The sequence below is a fragment of the Lacticaseibacillus boliensis genome (assembly GCF_054784775.1).
Window position 1 is genome coordinate 75,995 of sequence record NZ_BAAIHN010000002.1, and the last position, 19,055, is coordinate 95,049.

Genomic DNA, 19,055 nt, shown 5'->3' on the forward strand with positions numbered 1-19,055 from the left:
CCGGTTGGCGATTTTTTTTTGACCTATTTTGTCATGTAGATGTAGAGATGATCGGCCGACAACCCGAGATTGAACTTCACCCCGTGATCGCGGATGGTTTTAGTCGTGGTCGAGCCGCTTTTGGCGTCTTTGACCTGCTTGGAAAAGGCGTTGCCGACTTTTTTGGCATCGGCGCCGGTGGCGTTGACCAACAACCCGAACTGGGTCCCAAAGGCCGCCTTGCCGGACTTGGTCTTCAGCGCCTTGACGCTGACCACGTCGGTGGCGCTGATCAGCTGCCCGTTTTGGACGTTCACCCGCACCTTACCGCCATCGGTGGCTAAGGCCTGCTTGAGTCCGGAGATCGTGGTCGGCAACTGCCGGTCTTTGGTGGCGGATTGGGCCTTCACCATTTCAGCTTGTAGTGCCTGTTGTTGCTTGGCGTAGGCCGCTTGTTGGGCAGGCGGCATGCTGGCAACGGCAGCTGCAGTCGGCGCCTTCTTTGTGGCGGCTTGTTGCAGCTGTTTCTGCACAGAAGCCGGCAAAGCGGTGGCGACGACCGCCTGGTTGAAGGTCTTGGCAAACTGTTGATACGAGCTGATCGGCTCCGCCTTCTTGACGGTCACCTGCCGTTTTTGGCTGTCAGCGCTCAGCTTGACGGTTTGCGCCTTCGTGCTCATTGGCACGGTGATCACGAACTTGCCGGAATTGACCTTAGCGGAGCCGGTGGCTGTCGGCGCGTCATAATGCACGCGCTGATGGCCGTTGGCATCGCCTTTGATCACTGCGACCATGCCAGTCGCTTTGTATGTCGTTTTGGACGTTGAAAGTTGTTTGCCACAGGCACTGAGGCTGATGACCGCCAGCAGGCCGAGGGCAACTGAGAAGATTTTCTTCATTAGAATTGTTTCACCCTTTATCGTAAAGTCTGAACTCAAGAATACAGCGCGTCAAAACCGAATACAACCCCAATGTGACTCGTTGTCACATTTTCGGCAGCACGTGATAATTATGATCGACAGTCGCCTTCAGCTCGGGATGCTTGCGCAACCACTCGGCGATCAGTTCCGTCATGTCGGTTTGATTCTCGAAGACGATCTTGCTGGGATCAAACATGCGATAGTTGCCACCACCGCTGGCGCGATACTGATTCAGCGCGATCTGGTACGTGGCCGCGGACTGCACCGGTTGGCCATGATAAGTCAGCTTGGTGACGCGCGCGCCGACAGGCTGGGTGATATCCAGCGTGTAATCGAGGCCTTGATACATGTCGTAGTTATAATGTTGCGGCTTAGGCCGAATGAAGCGCGGCGTGACGATCAGCTTGCCATCCTGGTCGAGGCTGAAGTACTTGGCGCTTTGTTCCAGCGCGGCACGCAGATCAGCCCCGCTGACTTGCATACGCACCACCGTGTTGGGATACACATAGTTAGTCACCACATCGCGCATGGTGATGGTGGCGCCAAAACCTTGCCCTTCGTTGCTAAACAGCGCCGTGGCGGCGATATCCGTCCCCACCGCCGCCATCTGCACGCGGTTGACAAACTCGACATACGGCGTCTCCTGCACCCGCGCGGCAAACGCGTCGGTAATCCGCATGTCGCCGACAACATGACCCAGCGGCGAATCCAGCCAGGATTCGACTTGCTGCTGGGTCGTCGCAAGCGTGCTGACGATCGCCGGTGCACTGTTTGCCGAACCCGTTGGCGCCAACCGTGCCGTCCCGCCTGCGACCTGCCAGCCATTGGCCTGTTGTTGCAACTGTAGCGTGATGACGCCCACATTGCTCCCGCGCTGGCCGGGTTGCGTCACTGGCACCCCGTTGACGACGCCTGCCAGTTCGCGGTGTTGATGGCCGGTGATCAAGGCGTCGACGCCTGGGATCTGGGTCAAGGCGTAGCCCTCGTTTTCACCGGTGAGCTTTTCTGTCGGCCGCCCAGTTTCAAGCGCCCGCTCGAACCCGCCGTGATAGGCCACCACGACGACATCCGCTTGGGCCTGCAGGCGCGGCACCCATTCTTTCGCACACGCAACCGCGTCGACAAACTGCAGACCGGCGATATTTGCCGGGAGCTCCCAATGTGGAATGAACGTCGTCGTCAACCCGAGCACCGCGATGCGGACCCCGTTTTTGACGAAAATCTGATAGGCCCGCCCGAACGCCGGCTGCCCAGCATGCAAAATGTTCGCACACAGCGTTGGATAATTCAGCTGTGCCAGTGCCTGGCGCAAATATGGCAGTCCGTAATTAAACTCATGGTTGCCCAACACGCCGGCATCATAGCCGATCGGTGCATACGCCGCAGTCAACACTTGCGGGTCTTTGGCAACGCGGGCGGCGTAATACGCCAACGGCGACCCTTGCAACCAGTCGCCGTTATCGAGTACAAGCGCCGCTTCTGATGCGGCCTGCAACTGGCCAACCACCGTCGCCGCGCGGCTCAACCCATACGGTTGGTGTTGAGCGCGCGTCGCGTAATTCGTCGGTAACACATACCCGTGCGTATCACTTGTCGACAGAATGGTCAGTTGCATGTTATGCCTTCTTTTTCTTCACTGTCGGTGCCGGTGCGACCGTCGCCACCATGCTTTCCACCAACAACTTCTCCAACACCGCGTTGATCGCCAAACCCACCATCGCGCTTTGGATGTTGGTCGTGTCTTCCTTGTTGACCCGGTTGATCGTGACTTCCCCGGTAAAATCAGAATTGGCCTGTTGCACGGCCCCGATGAACGCCAAAATAAACGCGTCAAAGGCCTGGGCGGGTTGGCGATCGATCAGCTGATACTTGATCCCTGCCGCGATCGTGTCGAGGTTAAACACCGGCTTCAAGATCGCGATCACCAAAATATTGGCCAACTGGCCGCGGTGATACTTCTTCTTCAGCGGCGCCGAAATCACGCCTTTTTTGACATAGTTGTTCACCATCGTCGCCGTCAACGGATCCAGGCCCAAAGGCGTCACGATCTCGTTGACGAACTGGACGACTTGATCCATATACAGATCAAATTGCGGCAGGTCCGTCCACCGCGGTAGATTGGCCTGTTGCAACTTGGCCAGATAAGTCTCAAATGCTGCTTGTGTTGCCATATTGATCATCTCCTGTACCCAGTATACCATGTTAGCTGGTACATAAAACCAGATTGTCCAATTGCACAAAAAAATACCAACCGTCGGGCTGGTATTTTTGACTAAGCGTTCGTGTCTTTCTTGATCACTTGGGCACCTTTGTAGTAACCCTTAGGTGATACGTGATGAGAAACGCGATATTCGCCGGTCGTTGCATCAAATTGCAAATTAGGCACATTCAACTTGATGTGGCCACGGCGCATACGCTTTTTGGTCTTTGAAGTTCTGCGTGCTGGAACTGCCATGAGCGGAAAACCCCTTTGTATTAGATTTCTTTTCTACTATACCGGACAATTCAGAAAATGCAAGGCAAATCTGCATCCGGCGCATTGGATAATCAATAGACTATCACAGCAACCCTTATATTACTAGAAAATGGCCGTCAAGGCAAGACCTTAACAGAAGATTTCCGCCAACAGTGACTGGATCCGCCTTCACGCCTCGGCAGGCCGCTGTTTTCGCCGGGCTTCAAGATTTCCGCTCGTGTCGGTATCAGCCGTGGTTACTGTTATTCACCAATACCATCAAGACTATAAACCAATTTGATATAATTTGAGTTTTTATGCCGAAATATTCAGATATTTCGACATTGACGACACATAGACCAATCTAAATTTTTTCGTCAAAACGCTTGCATTTAGATTGTACACGTGTTATCTTGATAACGAATTCATCGTGTCTCCTTGAAGCGGCACTGCAGGGTCGCTTGCTTCCTTGGGGGCATACTGGATCGGGTTCGTCGGCCTCGTGCCGGGATCCTACTACCCAGAGCGCACGCGCCATGAAGCTGTGTGACCATACCACGGCAAGGACAGGGTAATCGAACCGTACCACCAATAAAGATGAATAAAAGCAACGAAGAGCTAGGCAAGAATTGGCCTGCCGAGACACGTTTTGGTACCTCAAAACGTGTCTTTGTCGTGCCTAAAAAAGCGTACCGACATCTCCCACCACTTGGGCGAGATGTCGGTACGCTTATTTTTTGGAGATCGCTCAGTCTTCCGGCTGGGCCTCACGCGCCTTGGTGGCGAAGGTGAGTTTCCCCTCTTCGACGCCTAAGGAAACGGTGCTTTGCGGCAAGATGCTACCGTCGATCAGCTTCTTGGCCAGCGGCGTTTCAACCGCATTGGTGATCAAACGCTGCAACGGCCGCGCCCCGTAGGCGGGTTCGTAGCCTTTGTCTGCCAGCCACTCTTCGGCCGCCGGCGTCACGTCTAGCGTGATGTCTTGTTGTTGCAAGCGCTTATTGAGGTGCTCTAGATCCTTCATCACGATCTTTTCGATATCTTGCAACCGCAGCGGGTTGAACATGATGATGTCATCGATCCGGTTCAAGAACTCTGGCTTGAAGTGGCCTTGGACCAGCTTCATCACTTGCGCCCGGCGCTCGTCTGAAATCGTGCCGTCTTGCGCCATCCCGTCGAGCAAGGCTTCCGAACCGAGGTTGGAGGTCATGATGATGATCGTGTTTTTGAAGTTCACGGTGCGCCCTTGGCTGTCGGTCAACCGGCCGTCGTCTAAGACCTGCAACAAAATGTTGAACACGTCTGGATGGGCTTTTTCGATTTCGTCGAGCAACACGATCGTGTAGGGATTGCGCCGGACGGCTTCGGTCAGCTGTCCGCCTTCTTCATACCCAACATACCCAGGTGCGGCACCAACCAGCCGCGAAACGCTGATCTTATCCATGTATTCAGACATATCGATGCGGACCATGTGCTTTTCTGAATCAAACAACGCATCCGCCAGCGTCTTGGCCAGCTCGGTTTTACCGACCCCGGTCGGGCCGAGGAACAAGAAGCTCCCCAGCGGCCGGCTCGGGTCTTGCAACCCCGCGCGAGAGCGCAGCACCGCATCTGCGACCGAGGTCACCGCTTCGTCTTGGCCGACGACCCGCTTGTGAAGATTGTCTGCCAGGTGCATCAGCTTCTGGCGATCGCCTTGCACCAGCTTGGCGACCGGCACCCCGGTTTGCCGCGAAATCACAGCGGCGATTTCATTTTCCGTGACCGATTCTTGCACCAGCCATTCATCCGGGCGGTCCGCCTTTTCCATATCCGCAAGCTCTTGTTGCAGTTGCGGGATGGTACCGTGTTGCAGGCGCGCAGCAGTTTCAAGGTCGTATTTGGCCTGGGCGTCTTCCAGCTCGTGTTTGGCCTTGTCGATTTCAGCCTTCTTGTCGTTGACGGCGTTGATGTCTTTCTTTTCCGCGTCCCACTGAGCCTTGAGCCGGTTGGTTTCCTCTTTGAGATCTGCCAGTTCGTGCCGCAGTTGCTCGAGGCGTTTTTGCGAAGCCGCATCGGTTTCTTTGGTCAGCGCCTGTTCTTCGATTTCCAGCTGCATCTGCCGCCGCTCGGCCACGTCGAGTTCTGTAGGCCGGGAATTCATCTCGACGTTGATGTTGGCGCTGGCTTCATCGACCAGGTCGATCGCCTTGTCGGGCAAGAAGCGATCGGTGATGTAGCGATCCGCCAGCGTCGCCGCGGCGACCAAGGCCGCGTCGTGGATCCGAACGCCGTGGAAGATCTCGAAGCGCTCTTTGAGCCCCCGCAAGATCGAGATGGTGTCTTCGACGCTTGGCTCTTGGACCAACACTCGCTGGAAGCGGCGTTCCAAGGCCTTGTCTTTTTCGATGTTTTCTCGGTACTCGTCTAAGGTGGTCGCCCCGATCAGGTGCAACTCGCCGCGTGCCAACATGGGCTTGAGCAAGTTGCCGGCGTCCATCGCCCCTTCGGCCTTGCCGGCGCCGACGATGGTGTGGATCTCGTCGATGAACAAGATGATCTGGCCTTCCGCCTGCTGGACCTCTTTGAGCACGGCTTTGAAGCGTTCTTCAAACTCGCCGCGGTACTTGGCCCCGGCAAGCAGGCTACCCATATCCAAGCTGATGATCGTCTTATCCTTGAGGTTGTCCGGCACGTCTTGGCGGACGATCCGTTGCGCCAAGCCTTCGACGATCGCGGTTTTCCCGACCCCGGGCTCGCCGATCAGCACTGGGTTGTTTTTGGTTTTGCGCGACAAGATCCGGATCACATCGCGGATCTCATCGTCGCGGCCGATGATCGGATCCATCTTGCCGCTGCGAGCCTCTTGAACCAGATCAGTACCGTATTTTTTCAGGCTTTGGTAGTTGTTTTCTGCCGTCTTGGAGGTGACTTTGGCCCCACCACGCAGCTTGTCGACGACCTTGCGCAATTTCTTTTGGGTCAAGCCGTTATCCAGTAGATACTTGGTGATGGCTAAGTATTGCTGATCGAACAACGCAAGCAAAACGGCCTCGGTGGCGATATATTCGTCCCCAAGCTGTTCACGGACGCGGTCTGCGGCAGAAAACAGCTGATAAAGGCTCTGGCTGGCATTTTGCCCGTATTGCGTCGCGCCTTCGACCACAGGCTCATCATCGAGCGCCTTGTCGATGACGGCGTTCAAGCCGTCAAGGTTGATGCCGGCTTCTTGATAGACCTGGCTGGCAAATTGATTGGGCTGAACCATCGCCTTGAACATTTCCGGCACATCGATTTCTTGGTGGTGCCGTACCTGCGCGATCTGTTGGGCGGCCGCCAAGGCTTCGGTGACCGCTTGGGTGAACTTATCTGGATTCATGGAGAGTGCTCCCTTCTTGACATTTCTTATCGTTATCATTGTAACAATTTCGTAATAGTCAGTAAAGGTCAGAAACGTAAAAATCGGCCGGTCTCCCGGTCGATTTTATCTCAGTCTTTAGCCTTAAGCTGCGTTTGCAACTTCTGATTTTCTGCCTTCAAAGGCGCCGTCGCTGCTTCGATCTGCTTGTCGACGTCTGTGTGCAGCGCATCGACTTCGGCCTGCAACTGCTTCAAGGCCTTGCGGTTTTTCGCGTTGCTGGTGGTCGTGATCAGCACAGCGATCAACGCGCCAATCAACACCGCCACCACGATGACCACGATCAGCGGCCAGTGGACCATCGCCCCGAAGAAGTTCACGGTAACAGCCTGCCCGTTGAGTAACGCAAAAATAATCAAGACTAGCGCCAGCACGATGCCGACAATCAAACGCTGTTGATTTTTCATCTGTCTCCTCCAAACCCTTATTTCTGGTTAAAGACCCCACCAGCCAGCCAATCCCCGAGATGCGGGAACAACGTATACCCAGCCGCCGCCAAGCTCATGATCGCAGGCGCGTTGATCTCACGCACCGGGCGGTTGAACGCGTTGACGATCCGCTTGGCCAGCTTCTGTGGATCCAGCGCGATCGCGTCAACCGACTTGAAGTAATCCAGCGCCTCGGCAGCTTTGAAAAACTCGGTGGCGATCGGGCCTGGATTGACCGTCGTCACCCGCACCCCATACGGCCGTAGCTCGAGCCGCAAGCCGTTGGAATAACCAACAATCGCAAATTTCGACGCGGAATAGATCGCCGATTTTGGCGTTGCGATTTTGCCTGCCATCGAGGCGATGTTGACGATATGGCCGTGGCCGGCCGTGATCATCTGCTTGCCGACCAGCTGGGTCATGTACATCGTGCCCAAAACGTTGGTGCGCAGCATCGCTTCCACTAGCGGCATCGGCGTGTCTAACGCGTTGGCAAAATGCCCGAACCCCGCGGCGTTGACCAAGACATCGACTTGGCCGACAGTGGCTTGCAACTTGCCAACCACCGCTTCCACCGCCGTTGGGTCCCCGACGTCTAAGGCATAAGCGTACGCAGGCTTGCCGGAATACGCGCTGGCTTCTGCCTGCGCCTGGCCCAACAGCTCTCGCCGCCGGGCCAAAAAGACAACAGTGGCTCCGCGCTTGGCGGCTTCCAGGCCGATGGCTTTGCCCAACCCCGATGAGCCACCGGTGACGACGACTACTTGATCAGCTAACGACATGAGGGACCTCCTTGTGGAATGGGATCTCAACGGCTTCCAGATCATGCACGACATGCGTGTTGGCGAAGATCTTTTGCGCAGACTTTTCCAGCATTGCCGACCCTTTGCCCACATAACGTGCGGAGATATGGTTCAACAACAGTTGATGGACGTTGGCCTCTTTGGCGAGCTTGGCCGCCTGGATATTCGTCGCGTGATAATACTGGTGGGCCAGCTTTGCTTCATCCGGGCCAAAGGTGCTTTCGTGCACTAAAGCATCAGCGTCTGCGGCCAATTCCAGCGTGTGGGCGGTTTTGCGGGTGTCGCCTAAGATCGCGACCGTGCGGCCGGGTTGGGTCGGGCCGATGAAATCTTGCCCATTGACGACCCGACCGTCGGCCAGCGTCACGGTCAACCCGGCCTTCAGCTTCCCGTATACCGGCCCGCTCGGAATCCCTGCGGCCTTCACCTTATCGATCAGCAGCACGCCTTCGTGCGGCTTTTCTTCGATGCGGAAGCCAAAACTCTGGATGCGATGATCCAGCGTGTCAAACGTCACCTTGAAGGTCGTGTCTTCAAACACCAAGCCAGGATTGGCCAACAGCTTGAAGTTCAGTTTGTATGGCAGCCGGGTTTGAGTCACCTGCAGGCTCGTGCGGACGAAGCGCTCGATGCCTTCAGGGCCGTAGATCGTCAGCGGCGCTTCGCCGCCTTGATTGGCGCGGCTCGCCAAGAATCCCGGCAGTCCAAAGATGTGGTCGCCATGCAGATGTGTGATAAAAATCTTGGTCACCTTGCGCGGCCGGATCGTGGTTTTGAGGATCTGATGTTGGGTCCCTTCCCCACAATCGAACAACCATACCTCGTTGCGCTCATCGAGCAGCTTCAACGCCAGACTCGACACATTACGCGTTTTAGAAGGCGAACCGGCGCCGGTGCCTAAGAATTCGATTTCCATGCTGTACTTCCTATTCTATAAATTTCATTTGCATCCAGTGTACCACACCGCGTGGCAGTCGCGCCTTCCCTCAGGCGCAATGAAAGGGGCATGGCCGCTTCATTGCGCCACACCCCCACCGTCTTCGACATTTACTTCAGCAACGCCTTGACCACCGTGGTGGCATAGTACGGATTGCCGGTTGGATTCATGTGTACCTGATCCCTGTAGAACCAGTCGGGATGGCCGGTCGCCACATGGTACCAGTCAACCACATGCAGGTTGTGATACTTGTTTTGTTCCGTGTGCAGCAAATCGTTGACCTGGTTTTGCCAAGTCCGCGTCGGCACATGCACGTTGATCCAATAGACCTGCCGCTTGCTGCCGATCGTGGCCATCATCTTGTCAAAATCCGCCGCGGAAAACGGGCCGTTGGTCCCCAGCCCGATCACGACCTTGTCGGCTAAAGCGCCGCTGGCGGCGTATTGCGACACCGTGCTGATCGTATCGACCATCTGCCGGGATACCGCCGCGTCAACAAACGCGTGAGGCATCAGCTGTTGCAACAAGGGTTTGCCGTCGAGCATGACCGAGTCGCCGATCAGGGTGACCTGTAAGGTTTGGGCTTTTTGGAGCTGGACCTGCGACAGCCCGTAGCGCTCAAACTCGCGGTTGACCGGATGCGTCTTGGCCTTGGATTCCGCCGTCTTCGACGCCGAAATCGACAAGCTCAACGACGCTTTGCGGTTTTTGGCCAGCGAAGCCGATGCCGAGTTGCGCGAGCGCGCCTCAGCCAGCTCGGCCTTTTTGGCCTTCGTTGCCGTTTTATTTTTCTTCAGTTGCTTGGCCAGAGGCGATGAATCTGCCGTCGACTTGGCGCCAGGCGCCATGACCAATCCAGCCGCCCCGACGAGCATGATCAACGCCGATACCACCGGCACAACGCGCGCGGCCCCGTGAGTCTTGCCATGGACAAAGTTCACCAAGAAGGTCTTGGTCTGGCGGAAATCAAAGTGGGCCAGCGGCGTTTCGATATAGCGATATGACAACTCCGTCAACAAGACGATGATGATGACTTCACACACCGGATACAGCAGCTGGTGGTCAGCCGCATTTTGAAACCGACTTTCCCAAAAGATCATCACTGGAAACTGGTATAAATACAACCCGTAACTGCGCCGGCCGATCCAGGTGAACACCGGATTCGTCAAGAACCGGTTCCAGTGCGCACCGGGATGGGCGACCACCGCCACAAAGAACGTGGTCAAGACTGAGAACAAGAACATCCCGCCTTGATATAAGAAGGCACTTTGGTCGCTCAGCCACAACACCATCGCCAGCATCCCGACCAACGCCACGGCTCCGATGCCATCGAGCATCTGGGTTTGGCGTTTGCCAATGTGCAGTGACAAGTGTGCGCTCGGCCAGATGAAGGCCAACGCCGCGCCTAGCAAGATCGAAAAAGCACGGGTGTCGGTGCCGTAATACAGCCGGCTGGGATCGCTGGTCGGACCGGTCATCGTCAGATGATACAAGATGAACATCCACACGGCACTGATCACCGCCAGTAAGAAAACCGTGTTGAAGATCCGGCTACGGTTTTTGACCAAGAAGACCAGGCCCCAGACGATGAACGGCCAGATCAGATAATACTGGCCTTCGATCGACAGCGTCCACAGATGGGTGAACGGTGAAGCGCCGGCAAACCTGGCGAAATACGATTCCCCGTGGGCGATCTGCCACCAGTTATAGACATACGTCAGATTGGCCAGCACCACCAGATGCAGGTTATGTAACAGGTTGTGGGCAAACAGCGCGATATAAGCGCTGGTCGCGAACAACACAGCTACCAAGCCGGGATAGAGCCGGCGAATGCGTTTGAGGAAAAACGTCTTCAGATCGATGCGGCCAGAACGATCAAGCTGCGTCAATAAGCCATCGGTGATGAGATAACCCGACACCACCATGAAGATAGGAACACCCAGATAACCACCGCGGAATAGGTCCGGCCGCAGGTGATACAAGATCACCCCAAAGACCCCAAGGCTCCGCAAGCCGTCAAAGCCGGTGATATACCGCCGCGGTTTCCTTTTGTTAGTTGCCAATTTGTAACCCGCCTTTTTTAATCACCCCCCTATTGGGTGATTATTCTACAAATTCGAATGTAAAGTCGTCGATCGCCACCAGATCACCTTGCTGGGCGCCTGCCGCCCGCAAAGCGTCGTCGACACCGAGCCCACGCAACTGGCGAGCAAAGCGCACGACCCCATCGTCATGGTCCAAGTTAGCCATCTGGAAGGCCCGTTCGAGCTTCTCGCCTGTCAAGACGAACACGCCGTCATCGTCGCGTTCGACATGAATATCAGCGGTGTGATCTTCAAACTGATAGTCAGCGGCTTCTTGGATCGCCTTAGGCACAAAGACCGGCGCCGTTTTCAAGGCTTGGGCCGTTTTGTGCATCAGATCCGTCACGCCGGCGTGGGTGATGCTGGAGATCTCAAAGATGTCACCTTCATCGACGCCTTCGGCCAACAACGCCTGCTTGAATTCAGCAAAACGCTCTTGGGCGCCAGGCAGATCGAGTTTGGTCGCCACCACCAGCTGTGGCCGCTCTAAGATCGTATCATCATAAGTCGCCAGCTCTTGGCGAATTTGATGGTAGTCTTCAATCGGTTCGCGACCGGAGTTAGGATCCATCTCAACCAGATGCAAGATGACCCGCGTGCGCTCAACGTGCCGCAGGAACTGGATTCCCAAACCGACCCCGGTCGAGGCCCCTTCAATCAGACCAGGCAGATCAGCCATGACAAAATCCGTGCCGTCGTCAAGTTGCACCATGCCTAGGTTAGGCACCAGTGTCGTGAACTGGTAAGCCGCGATTTTGGGCTTGGCTGACGTGACCACTGACAGCAACGTCGATTTCCCAACAGAAGGAAAACCCACCAGCCCGACATCGGCCAACACCTTCAACTCGAGCTGGACGTAACGATGCGTGCCCGGCTCGCCGTTTTCGGCAATTTCCGGCGCCGTGTTTTTAGGCGAGACAAAATGGATATTCCCTCGCCCACCACGACCGCCGCGCGCGACAACCAGCTCTTGACCGGGTTCGGTGAGATCGCCGATCAGCTCATGGGTGTCCGCGTCGGTGACCGTCGTGCCAGCCGGCACCGCCACGCGCAGGTCTTCTGCCTTGCGCCCGTACATCGACTTGCCTTGCCCGTTGCCGCCGTGCTTGGCCTTAAAATGTCGCTGATAGCGAAAATCCATCAGCGTCCGTAGCCCTTCATCAACATAGAAGATGATGCTTCCTCCGCGGCCGCCATCACCGCCGGCAGGTCCGCCAAACGGCACAAACTTTTCATGCCGAAAAGCGACCATGCCGTCGCCGCCTTTGCCGGCCTGTACTTCAACTGTCACCTGATCGACAAACATAACATCCTCCTGTTAGCCCGTGTTTATAGTCTATATATCATAACGAAAACTAAGCTGCATTGCAATGCGACCATACTCGTTTCATTATACCAGCCACAAGCGCAGACAAACAGCCTCGCCAAGGATTCTTGGCGAGGCTGTTTGTCTGGTAACGGTGCCATGGCGGCGGATTCAGGCTTCAGTCATCGTAAACCCGCTCCACGGTTTGAGGTAATCTAATAAGAAAAGTTCGTCTGGATGGACATGGCCGACAACATTGACCCGGCCATCGTTTGGCATCGGCTTTAGCGCGATCTGGGTTTCGCCTTTGTACTGGCCATAGCCGTTGTTATCGATCAACACATCCCCGCGGACGATAGCGACCGTGTGGTGGGGGGCAAAATCGCGATCCGCGTATTTGACCCGCGTTTGTGTCGAGCGCAACAGATACTCGGAAGCATCGCCACGATAGCTGTGCGCATTGGCAAATAACAACTCTTTATCCAAGGCCGTGGCTGTCGCGTCCGGCACCACGCGCAGGCTCGGGTAATCCGCGGTGAATGCCGCTTGGGCCGCGGCCAATTCGGCTTCAGACGCATAGGCGTTGCCGATGATGACATCATCGATCGTCCCGAGTAGCACATAATGCTTCACCTGCGTGGCGATCGGTAGTCCGCGGTGAGCTTCCAGCGTGCACAGCCCGTCTTGCGTCGGCCACGGCCCAAAGGTGGCGGCCTGAGCGTTGACAAACGCCGCGGTGTTGAGGTTATACCGCGTGTACATCGCCGTTGCCCGATCGAAGAAGGCTTGTCCGAGGCCGGAGAAGCGGTGCGGATAGAAGTTATGCGACCCCAGCAAGTTACCCTTGTTGGGGTTGAAGCTCATGATGTTATCGATGTAATGGGTACCTTGCGACATGTTGACTTCGATCTTCAAGCCGTACGGATTGCGCGACATCGCCGCTTCTTCCGCCCCGGTGAAGCCCAGATCCAAGCGGACCCCCCACGCACCCAGGTCGTGGAAAAACTTGAGATTATCATAGGTAACGCCGAGCTGTTTAAAAAGGGCCGGGTTGATGTCGACCATCACTTCCAGCCCGAGGTCGTTGGCCTTGGCGATGACCCGCTTGAAGTTGGCGACGACCACATCTGCGTCACCTTTGATCTCTAACAGCGACGTGAACACGCGCTTGAAACCATGTTGAGCGGCCAGTTCAAGATAAGCCGCATCTTTTTCATAAGTTGAACGTTCCGGATAAACTGAGATGCCTAATTTGCCCATAGTGGATTCCCCCTTCCCAGATAATGTACCATATTTGTTCCCACAAATGAAAGGGGTTACAGACATTTGTAGGTACAAAAAATGTGACTGAACGCTTATGCACGATTTTTTGAATGTTTTTGAAAGAATCAGGTTGATTGTGACCGTTTTTAGCGTATACTGTTCGTTGTGAGGTGAGTGCAAATGCTTACAGAAGAACGTCAACGTTACATTCTTAATCAACTTCAAGCGACACCGGTCGTTAAGCTCAAAGATTTGATGCAGGCGCTGAACGCCTCTGAATCCACGATTCGCCGCGATTTGGGTGAACTCGAAGAGGCTGGCAAACTCCGCCGCATCCATGGCGGCGCGGAACGCTTAGCCACCGCGCCAATCGAAGCCAGCGTCCACGAAAAAGCCGCGCAGAACCTGGCGGCCAAACGCCAGATCGCCCAAGCGGCCGCGGCCATGGTGCCGGCACACGCCTGCGTGTTTCTCGACGCCGGCACCACGACGGCGCAGATGATCCCGTTGCTGGCCAACCGCGACATCACCGTCGTCACCACCGGTGTTGATAACGCGTCGGCTTTAGCCGATGCCAACATCGATGCGTATATCCTCGGCGGCAAGATCAAATCTGCCACCAAGGCCACCGTTGGCGCGGAAACCGTCAACAGCCTGCAGCAGCGGCACTTTGATTTTGCCTTTCTCGGCACCAACGGCATCCAACCCAAGTTTGGGTTGACGACGCCTGATGCAGAAGAAGCGATCGTCAAACAAACCGCCATCGACCAGGCCCATCAAACCGTGGTCCTCGCCGATCCGAGTAAATTCGGCACCGTGAGCAACGCCGTGTTTGCGGCGATCACGCAAGTCACCATCTTAACGACAGATATCGGCTCACTTTCGCCGGTTTACGCCGGTTACCCCAACATTCAGGAGGTTCAACCTTGATTTACTCAGTGACCTTAAACCCGTCGATTGATTACGTGATCGGCTTACCCCAACTTCAGCTTGGCCTGGTCAATCGTCTGACCAGTGAACACAAGCTTCCCGGCGGCAAAGGCATCAACGTGTCACGGATTCTGGAGCAGCTTGCCGTGCCTTCCATCGCGTTAGGTTTTGCCGGCGGCTTCACCGGCCGGTTTTTGACCGATTGTCTCGCCGCTTTGGGCCTGCAAACCGATTTCACCCCGATCGCCGAAGATTCCCGGATCAACGTCAAGCTTAAAGCCGACCAAGAAACCGAGCTCAACGCCGCCGGGCCGACCATTCATGAAGACGAAATTGCTGCCTTCAAGGCCACCCTGCGCCAGCGCCTGCAACCCGAGGACATCGTTGTGATGGCAGGCTCATTGCCAACCGGCCTGCCTGAAACTTTTTATCGCGACTTGATTCCGGACATCAAACAAGCCGGCGCCGAATTTGTCATCGATACCACCGGCCAGGCCTTGATGGATACCTTGAGCTCACACCCATTGGTCGTGAAACCCAACCATCACGAATTGGCCGAGCTCTTTGGCGATGCGGAATACCCAACGCTGGAAGCCACCGTTGCCGCCGGGCGCAAATTACTCGAGTTAGGCGCCCAGCACGTCTTAGTGTCGATGGCAGGCAAAGGCGGTCTGATGATCACGGCAGATCACGCCTACCACGGCTACGTCAAAAGCGCCCCGGTGAAAAATTCCGTTGGCGCTGGCGATTCGATGCTGGCTGGCTTCACCGGTACCTTGACCCAAACCGGCTCAGCCCTTGAGGCCTTCAAAGTGGCCTTGGCCTGCGGCAGCGCCACCGCATTTTCTATCGATCTGGCGGACAAAGCAAAGATCGATGAGGTCTTGGCCACCATCACGATCGACGAATTATAGGAGGACAGCATGGACATTCGAGAATTATTACTTAAAGACGTCATGATCATGGATCTCAAGGCAACCGACAAGGCGTCTGCGATCGATGAAATGACCGCCAAGTACCACGAACAAGGCATCATCACTGATCTTGAACTTTATCGCAACGACATCTTGAAGCGTGAAGCCGAATCCACCACCGGCATCGGCGACGGCATTGCGATGCCCCACGCCAAAGACGCGGCCGTCCAGCGGGCCACCGTGTTGTTTGCCAAAAGCGACGCCGGCATCGACTTCAACGCCCTCGACGGCCAGCCGGTGCATTTATTCTTCATGATCGCCGCCCCAGAAGGCGCCAACAACACGCATTTGCAAGCTTTGGCCGCCTTGTCCAGCCTCTTGATCAACCCGGACTTGGTCGCTGCCCTCAAGCAAGCCAAGACCCCTGACGACGTTCAACGCCTTTTTGCAGACGCCCAAACGGTCAAAGAAGCCAAGGACAAAGCAGACGAAGACGCCCAAAAAGCCAAAGAAGCCGCCGCGGCTGCAGCCACCCCTGCAACTAAGCCTTACATCGTCGCCGTCACCGCCTGCCCAACCGGGATCGCCCATACTTACATGGCCGAAGCAGCGTTAAAAGAAACTGCTGAGAAGATGAACGTCGACATCAAAGTCGAAACCAACGGCTCTGAAGGCGTCAAGCACCTGCTTTCCGCCAGCGACATCGATCGCGCCGTGGGCGTCATCGTCGCCGCAGACAAAAAAGTCGAAATGGCCCGTTTTGACGGCAAACACCTGCTGAACCGGCCGGTGATCGACGGCATCAAGAAGCCCGAGGAATTGATCCAAGACACGATCGATGAAAAGGCCCCAATTTTCCACGCTGAAGGCGGTGTTGCTACCACTGACAGCGAAGACACTGAAGGCAAGAGCACCTGGAACAAGATCTACCAAGACCTCATGAACGGCGTTTCCAACATGTTACCGTTCGTTGTCGGTGGTGGGATCATCATGGCGCTGTCTTTCATCTTCGAAAACTGGCTGGGCGTCCATTCGCTGGCCTTCACCTTCACCAACAACTTAGGTAACTACGCCTTCAGCTTCTTGGTTCCAATCCTGGCCGCTTACATCGCGGTTTCCATCGGGGACCGGCCGGCGTTGATGCCAGGGTTTGTTGGGGGCTACATGGCCACCTTGACTGCCGCTTCAGTGGTTAAGGCCCAAAACCCTGCCGGCTTTATCGGTGGCTTAGCCGCCGGGTTCATCGCCGGGTGGATGATTGTCGGCTTGAAGAAGCTTTTTGCCGGGATGCCCCACTCTTTGGATGGCCTAAAGACCATCTTGATCTACCCAGTTGTCGGTTTGGCTTTGATGGGCTTGATTATGTTCTTCATCGTCAACCCGATCTTCGCCGCCGTCAACGGTGCCTTGATCGGCTTCCTGGAAGGCATGGGGACTGACAACGCGATCCTCGTCGGTGTGATCTTAGCCGGGATGATGTCTATCGACATGGGTGGCCCGTTCAACAAGGCGGCATACACGTTCGCCATCGGGATCTATCAAGCCTCTAACTTCAAAGACGGCCGCTGGATGGCTGCTGTCATGATCGGTGGCATGATCCCACCTTTGGCCATCGCGATCGCTTCGACCTTCTTCCCGAAGAAATTCACCGCAACCGAACGCAACTCCGGGCTGACCAACTATGTCTTGGGCCTGACCTTCATCACTGAAGGCGCGATCCCGTTTGCCGCTACCGATCCGGTGCATGTCATCGGCTCTAGCGTCATCGGTTCTGCCATTGCCGGCGGTCTCAGCCAGCTGTGGCACGTCAACGTCCCTGCGCCTCACGGTGGCATCGTGGCGCTGGCCTTGACCAACCAGAAATTTGGGTTCATCATGTCCCTGCTGATCGGGGCCATCATCGCCGGGTTAATCCTTGGCGTCTGGCGTCCTGTCGCAAAAGAAAACCGTTAAAACCAAAAAACAGCCCGCAGGCGAACGAAGCGCTTGCGGGCTGTTTTGATGTTTGCCGATGCAGTGCTCAATTCATCAGATCCAGATGATACATCGGGCTGTTCTTGCCGGTTGGTGCGTAGAAGACGTCGTGGGTGTAGCGAAACCCCAGCTTAGCCAAGACATGCTTAGAGGCCTGGTTGGCGGGATTGTGTCCGGCAATCAGCCCTGGGGCGTGGCACACCTGCTTGGCAAACGCCACCACCGCCGTCGCCGCTTCCGTCGCCAGGCCTTGCTGCCAGTATTGCGGCCGTAAGTGATAGCCCAGTTCGTATTCACCCTGGGCGCGCGCGTGCAGGCCGCAACAGCCGACTAAGGCGCCGTCTTGGGCATATAGGGGCCAGTACTGCACTCCGTCTTCGGCCAGCGACGCAACTTCCGCGGTCAGTCGTTCTTGGATCTGTGCTTGGGTGAACCCGTTGGCGGTGAGCAACGCGGTGACTTGCGGATCGCCCCACAGCAATTCGGCCAGCGCCGCCTGCCCGGCCTGCCAAACGCCAAACCGCAATCGCGTCGTTGCCTGCGGGTGCCGCAATGACAAGCGGTACGTGGGCGTCACCAACCCCGTTGGCGAATAAACTTCGTTGTGCGTGAACGCAAACCCGAGCTTATCGACGATGATGTGACGCGATGCCGCGTTTTCCGGATGGTGGCGGGCCACCAACGCCGAAGCGTGAAGCGTTGTGCGGGCGAAGGTCACGACGGCATCAGCGGCCTCGCTCGCCAACCCTTGGCCCCAGTATTGTGGCCGCAAGTGATACCCGAGCTCATAGACGCCGGCATCACTGCGCGCCTGCAAGCCGCAACAACCGATCAAATTGCCGTCTTCAGTCAACAGCGGCCAGTACTGCACGCCATCTGCTTCTTGCGAGGTCACTTCCAGCGCCAGGCGGTTCGTGATGGCGGCTTGATCGAACCCGTTACGGCTGATGTAGCGCGTCACTTGCGGGTCACCCCACAACAAGTTGGCCCAGTATCGATCGGTTGCACGCCATTGTGAAAACGTTATACGGTTAGTTGCCTGCGGATGCGTCATTTTATCACCATTTTCTAATTATTAGTCCATACGTTACCACGATGATATCCAGATAACAAGCGCTAACCCGCGTATTTGTGTGCTATACTGAGCCTATCGCGAAAGGAGTAGTGTCATGAACATTCGCTATGAGAAAATGGATGCCTGGGCCGATCAGGCCAAGGCGTTCTTCAAAGATCACTGGCAAACCGACACGATGATCGTCAGCTCTGGGCAATACCGGCTTGCTGACCTCAACGGCATCGTTGCGGTGACCGAATCCGACGAGGTGGTGGGGTTGGTGACCTACACCGTTCACGGCAACGCGATGGAAGTCGTTTCGTTGAACTCAGCCCAACCCCACCAAGGCATCGGTGGCAAGCTGCTGGACGCCGCAGAAGCCCGCGCGCAGGCCACCAAGTTGACCAAGATGGTCGCCACCACGACCAACGATAACCTCGATGCGATGCGGTTCTACCAAAAACACGGTTATCGCTTCACGAAAGTCATCCGCGGCTCTGTCGACACCGCCCGGACGATGAAACCATCCGTTCCAACCATTGGCAACTATGGCCTGCCCATCCACGACGAACTGCTGATGAACAAAGACTTGCCAATCAAATAATGCAACA

At 56.1% G+C, this 19,055-nt stretch carries 16 protein-coding genes; 4 read left to right on the forward strand and 12 right to left on the reverse strand.

Translation table 11 applies throughout. The annotated features are described in order from the left end of the window. Window positions 1-23 precede the first annotated feature (23 nt). From ACYVRB_RS01495 to ACYVRB_RS01545, 11 genes are all read right to left on the reverse strand, one after another. Window positions 24-878 carry a hypothetical protein gene (locus tag ACYVRB_RS01495; RefSeq protein WP_461213115.1) on the reverse strand — a complete coding sequence of 285 codons (855 nt, stop codon included), beginning with the start codon at window positions 876-878 and terminating at the stop codon, window positions 24-26. Window positions 879-963: 85 nt separating this feature from the next. Beyond that, complete coding sequence (locus ACYVRB_RS01500; RefSeq protein WP_461213117.1) at window positions 964-2,514, reverse strand: bifunctional metallophosphatase/5'-nucleotidase; 1,551 nt, start codon at window positions 2,512-2,514, stop codon at window positions 964-966. A 1-nt stretch (window position 2,515) separates the two neighbouring features. Further along, window positions 2,516-3,070, reverse strand: coding sequence for a DUF1836 domain-containing protein (locus tag ACYVRB_RS01505; protein WP_461213118.1), 555 nt, complete (start codon window positions 3,068-3,070; stop codon window positions 2,516-2,518). A 101-nt stretch (window positions 3,071-3,171) separates the two neighbouring features. Next, entirely contained in the window at window positions 3,172-3,354 is a 183-nt protein-coding gene (rpmF, locus tag ACYVRB_RS01510) for a 50S ribosomal protein L32 (protein WP_461213120.1), read from the reverse strand. A gap of 748 nt (window positions 3,355-4,102) precedes the next feature. Next, complete coding sequence (clpB, locus tag ACYVRB_RS01515; RefSeq protein ID WP_461213121.1) at window positions 4,103-6,712, reverse strand: ATP-dependent chaperone ClpB; 2,610 nt, start codon at window positions 6,710-6,712, stop codon at window positions 4,103-4,105. A gap of 110 nt (window positions 6,713-6,822) precedes the next feature. Continuing rightward, window positions 6,823-7,158 (reverse strand): LapA family protein, encoded by a 336-nt coding sequence (locus ACYVRB_RS01520; protein WP_461213123.1) that lies wholly within the window; start codon window positions 7,156-7,158, stop codon window positions 6,823-6,825. A 17-nt stretch (window positions 7,159-7,175) separates the two neighbouring features. After that, a complete protein-coding gene (locus tag ACYVRB_RS01525; RefSeq protein ID WP_461213125.1) occupies window positions 7,176-7,961 on the reverse strand; it encodes an SDR family NAD(P)-dependent oxidoreductase in 786 nt (261 codons plus the stop codon). Then, window positions 7,948-8,898 (reverse strand): ribonuclease Z, encoded by a 951-nt coding sequence (rnz, locus tag ACYVRB_RS01530; protein ID WP_461213126.1) that lies wholly within the window; start codon window positions 8,896-8,898, stop codon window positions 7,948-7,950. The genes ACYVRB_RS01525 and rnz overlap by 14 nt, the downstream gene beginning before the upstream one ends. A gap of 131 nt (window positions 8,899-9,029) precedes the next feature. Continuing rightward, the gene (locus tag ACYVRB_RS01535) at window positions 9,030-10,982 is read right to left on the reverse strand and encodes an acyltransferase family protein (protein WP_461213127.1); all 1,953 of its coding nucleotides are present in this window, start codon (window positions 10,980-10,982) and stop codon (window positions 9,030-9,032) included. A 40-nt stretch (window positions 10,983-11,022) separates the two neighbouring features. Then, window positions 11,023-12,309, reverse strand: a complete 1,287-nt coding sequence (gene obgE / locus ACYVRB_RS01540; protein WP_461213128.1) for a GTPase ObgE — start codon at window positions 12,307-12,309, stop codon at window positions 11,023-11,025. 171 nt (window positions 12,310-12,480) lie between these two features. After that, the gene (locus ACYVRB_RS01545; protein ID WP_461213130.1) at window positions 12,481-13,569 is read right to left on the reverse strand and encodes a DUF871 domain-containing protein; all 1,089 of its coding nucleotides are present in this window, start codon (window positions 13,567-13,569) and stop codon (window positions 12,481-12,483) included. 183 nt (window positions 13,570-13,752) lie between these two features. Between ACYVRB_RS01545 and ACYVRB_RS01550 the strand changes: the two genes are divergently transcribed. Genes ACYVRB_RS01550 through ACYVRB_RS01560 form a run of 3 tightly spaced genes read left to right on the forward strand, consistent with a single transcriptional unit; the run spans window position 13,753 to window position 17,369 of the window. Continuing rightward, window positions 13,753-14,502, forward strand: a complete 750-nt coding sequence (locus tag ACYVRB_RS01550; protein WP_461213132.1) for a DeoR/GlpR family DNA-binding transcription regulator — start codon at window positions 13,753-13,755, stop codon at window positions 14,500-14,502. Next, window positions 14,499-15,416, forward strand: coding sequence for a 1-phosphofructokinase (gene pfkB, locus ACYVRB_RS01555; protein ID WP_461213133.1), 918 nt, complete (start codon window positions 14,499-14,501; stop codon window positions 15,414-15,416). The genes ACYVRB_RS01550 and pfkB overlap by 4 nt, the downstream gene beginning before the upstream one ends. Before the next feature lie 9 nt (window positions 15,417-15,425). Next, complete coding sequence (locus ACYVRB_RS01560) at window positions 15,426-17,369, forward strand: PTS fructose transporter subunit IIABC (RefSeq protein WP_461213134.1); 1,944 nt, start codon at window positions 15,426-15,428, stop codon at window positions 17,367-17,369. 67 nt (window positions 17,370-17,436) lie between these two features. On the opposite strand, the gene ACYVRB_RS01565 is transcribed toward ACYVRB_RS01560, so the two are convergent. Next, window positions 17,437-18,444: a GNAT family N-acetyltransferase gene (locus ACYVRB_RS01565; protein WP_461213135.1), complete on the reverse strand. Its 1,008-nt coding sequence runs from the start codon at window positions 18,442-18,444 to the stop codon at window positions 17,437-17,439. Between the two features lie 115 nt (window positions 18,445-18,559). Between ACYVRB_RS01565 and ACYVRB_RS01570 the strand changes: the two genes are divergently transcribed. Then, complete coding sequence (locus ACYVRB_RS01570; protein WP_461213137.1) at window positions 18,560-19,048, forward strand: GNAT family N-acetyltransferase; 489 nt, start codon at window positions 18,560-18,562, stop codon at window positions 19,046-19,048. The last annotated feature ends 7 nt before the right edge of the window (window positions 19,049-19,055 follow it).

Bases quoted from the DNA above. Each gene is read 5' to 3' on its own strand.
- rpmF (WP_461213120.1), bottom strand. From the start codon at position 3,354: ATGGCAGTTCCAGCACGCAGAACTTCAAAGACCAAAAAGCGTATGCGC.
- rnz (WP_461213126.1), bottom strand. From the start codon at position 8,898: ATGGAAATCGAATTCTTAGGCACCGGCGCCGGTTCGCCTTCTAAAACG.
- ACYVRB_RS01550 (WP_461213132.1), top strand. From the start codon at position 13,753: ATGCTTACAGAAGAACGTCAACGTTACATTCTTAATCAACTTCAAGCG.
- ACYVRB_RS01565 (WP_461213135.1), bottom strand. From the start codon at position 18,444: ATGACGCATCCGCAGGCAACTAACCGTATAACGTTTTCACAATGGCGT.
- obgE (WP_461213128.1), bottom strand. From the start codon at position 12,309: ATGTTTGTCGATCAGGTGACAGTTGAAGTACAGGCCGGCAAAGGCGGC.
- ACYVRB_RS01545 (WP_461213130.1), bottom strand. From the start codon at position 13,569: ATGGGCAAATTAGGCATCTCAGTTTATCCGGAACGTTCAACTTATGAA.
- ACYVRB_RS01500 (WP_461213117.1), bottom strand. From the start codon at position 2,514: ATGCAACTGACCATTCTGTCGACAAGTGATACGCACGGGTATGTGTTA.
- clpB (WP_461213121.1), bottom strand. From the start codon at position 6,712: ATGAATCCAGATAAGTTCACCCAAGCGGTCACCGAAGCCTTGGCGGCC.
- ACYVRB_RS01560 (WP_461213134.1), top strand. From the start codon at position 15,426: ATGGACATTCGAGAATTATTACTTAAAGACGTCATGATCATGGATCTC.
- ACYVRB_RS01570 (WP_461213137.1), top strand. From the start codon at position 18,560: ATGAACATTCGCTATGAGAAAATGGATGCCTGGGCCGATCAGGCCAAG.
- ACYVRB_RS01495 (WP_461213115.1), bottom strand. From the start codon at position 878: ATGAAGAAAATCTTCTCAGTTGCCCTCGGCCTGCTGGCGGTCATCAGC.
- ACYVRB_RS01525 (WP_461213125.1), bottom strand. From the start codon at position 7,961: ATGTCGTTAGCTGATCAAGTAGTCGTCGTCACCGGTGGCTCATCGGGG.
- ACYVRB_RS01505 (WP_461213118.1), bottom strand. From the start codon at position 3,070: ATGGCAACACAAGCAGCATTTGAGACTTATCTGGCCAAGTTGCAACAG.
- ACYVRB_RS01520 (WP_461213123.1), bottom strand. From the start codon at position 7,158: ATGAAAAATCAACAGCGTTTGATTGTCGGCATCGTGCTGGCGCTAGTC.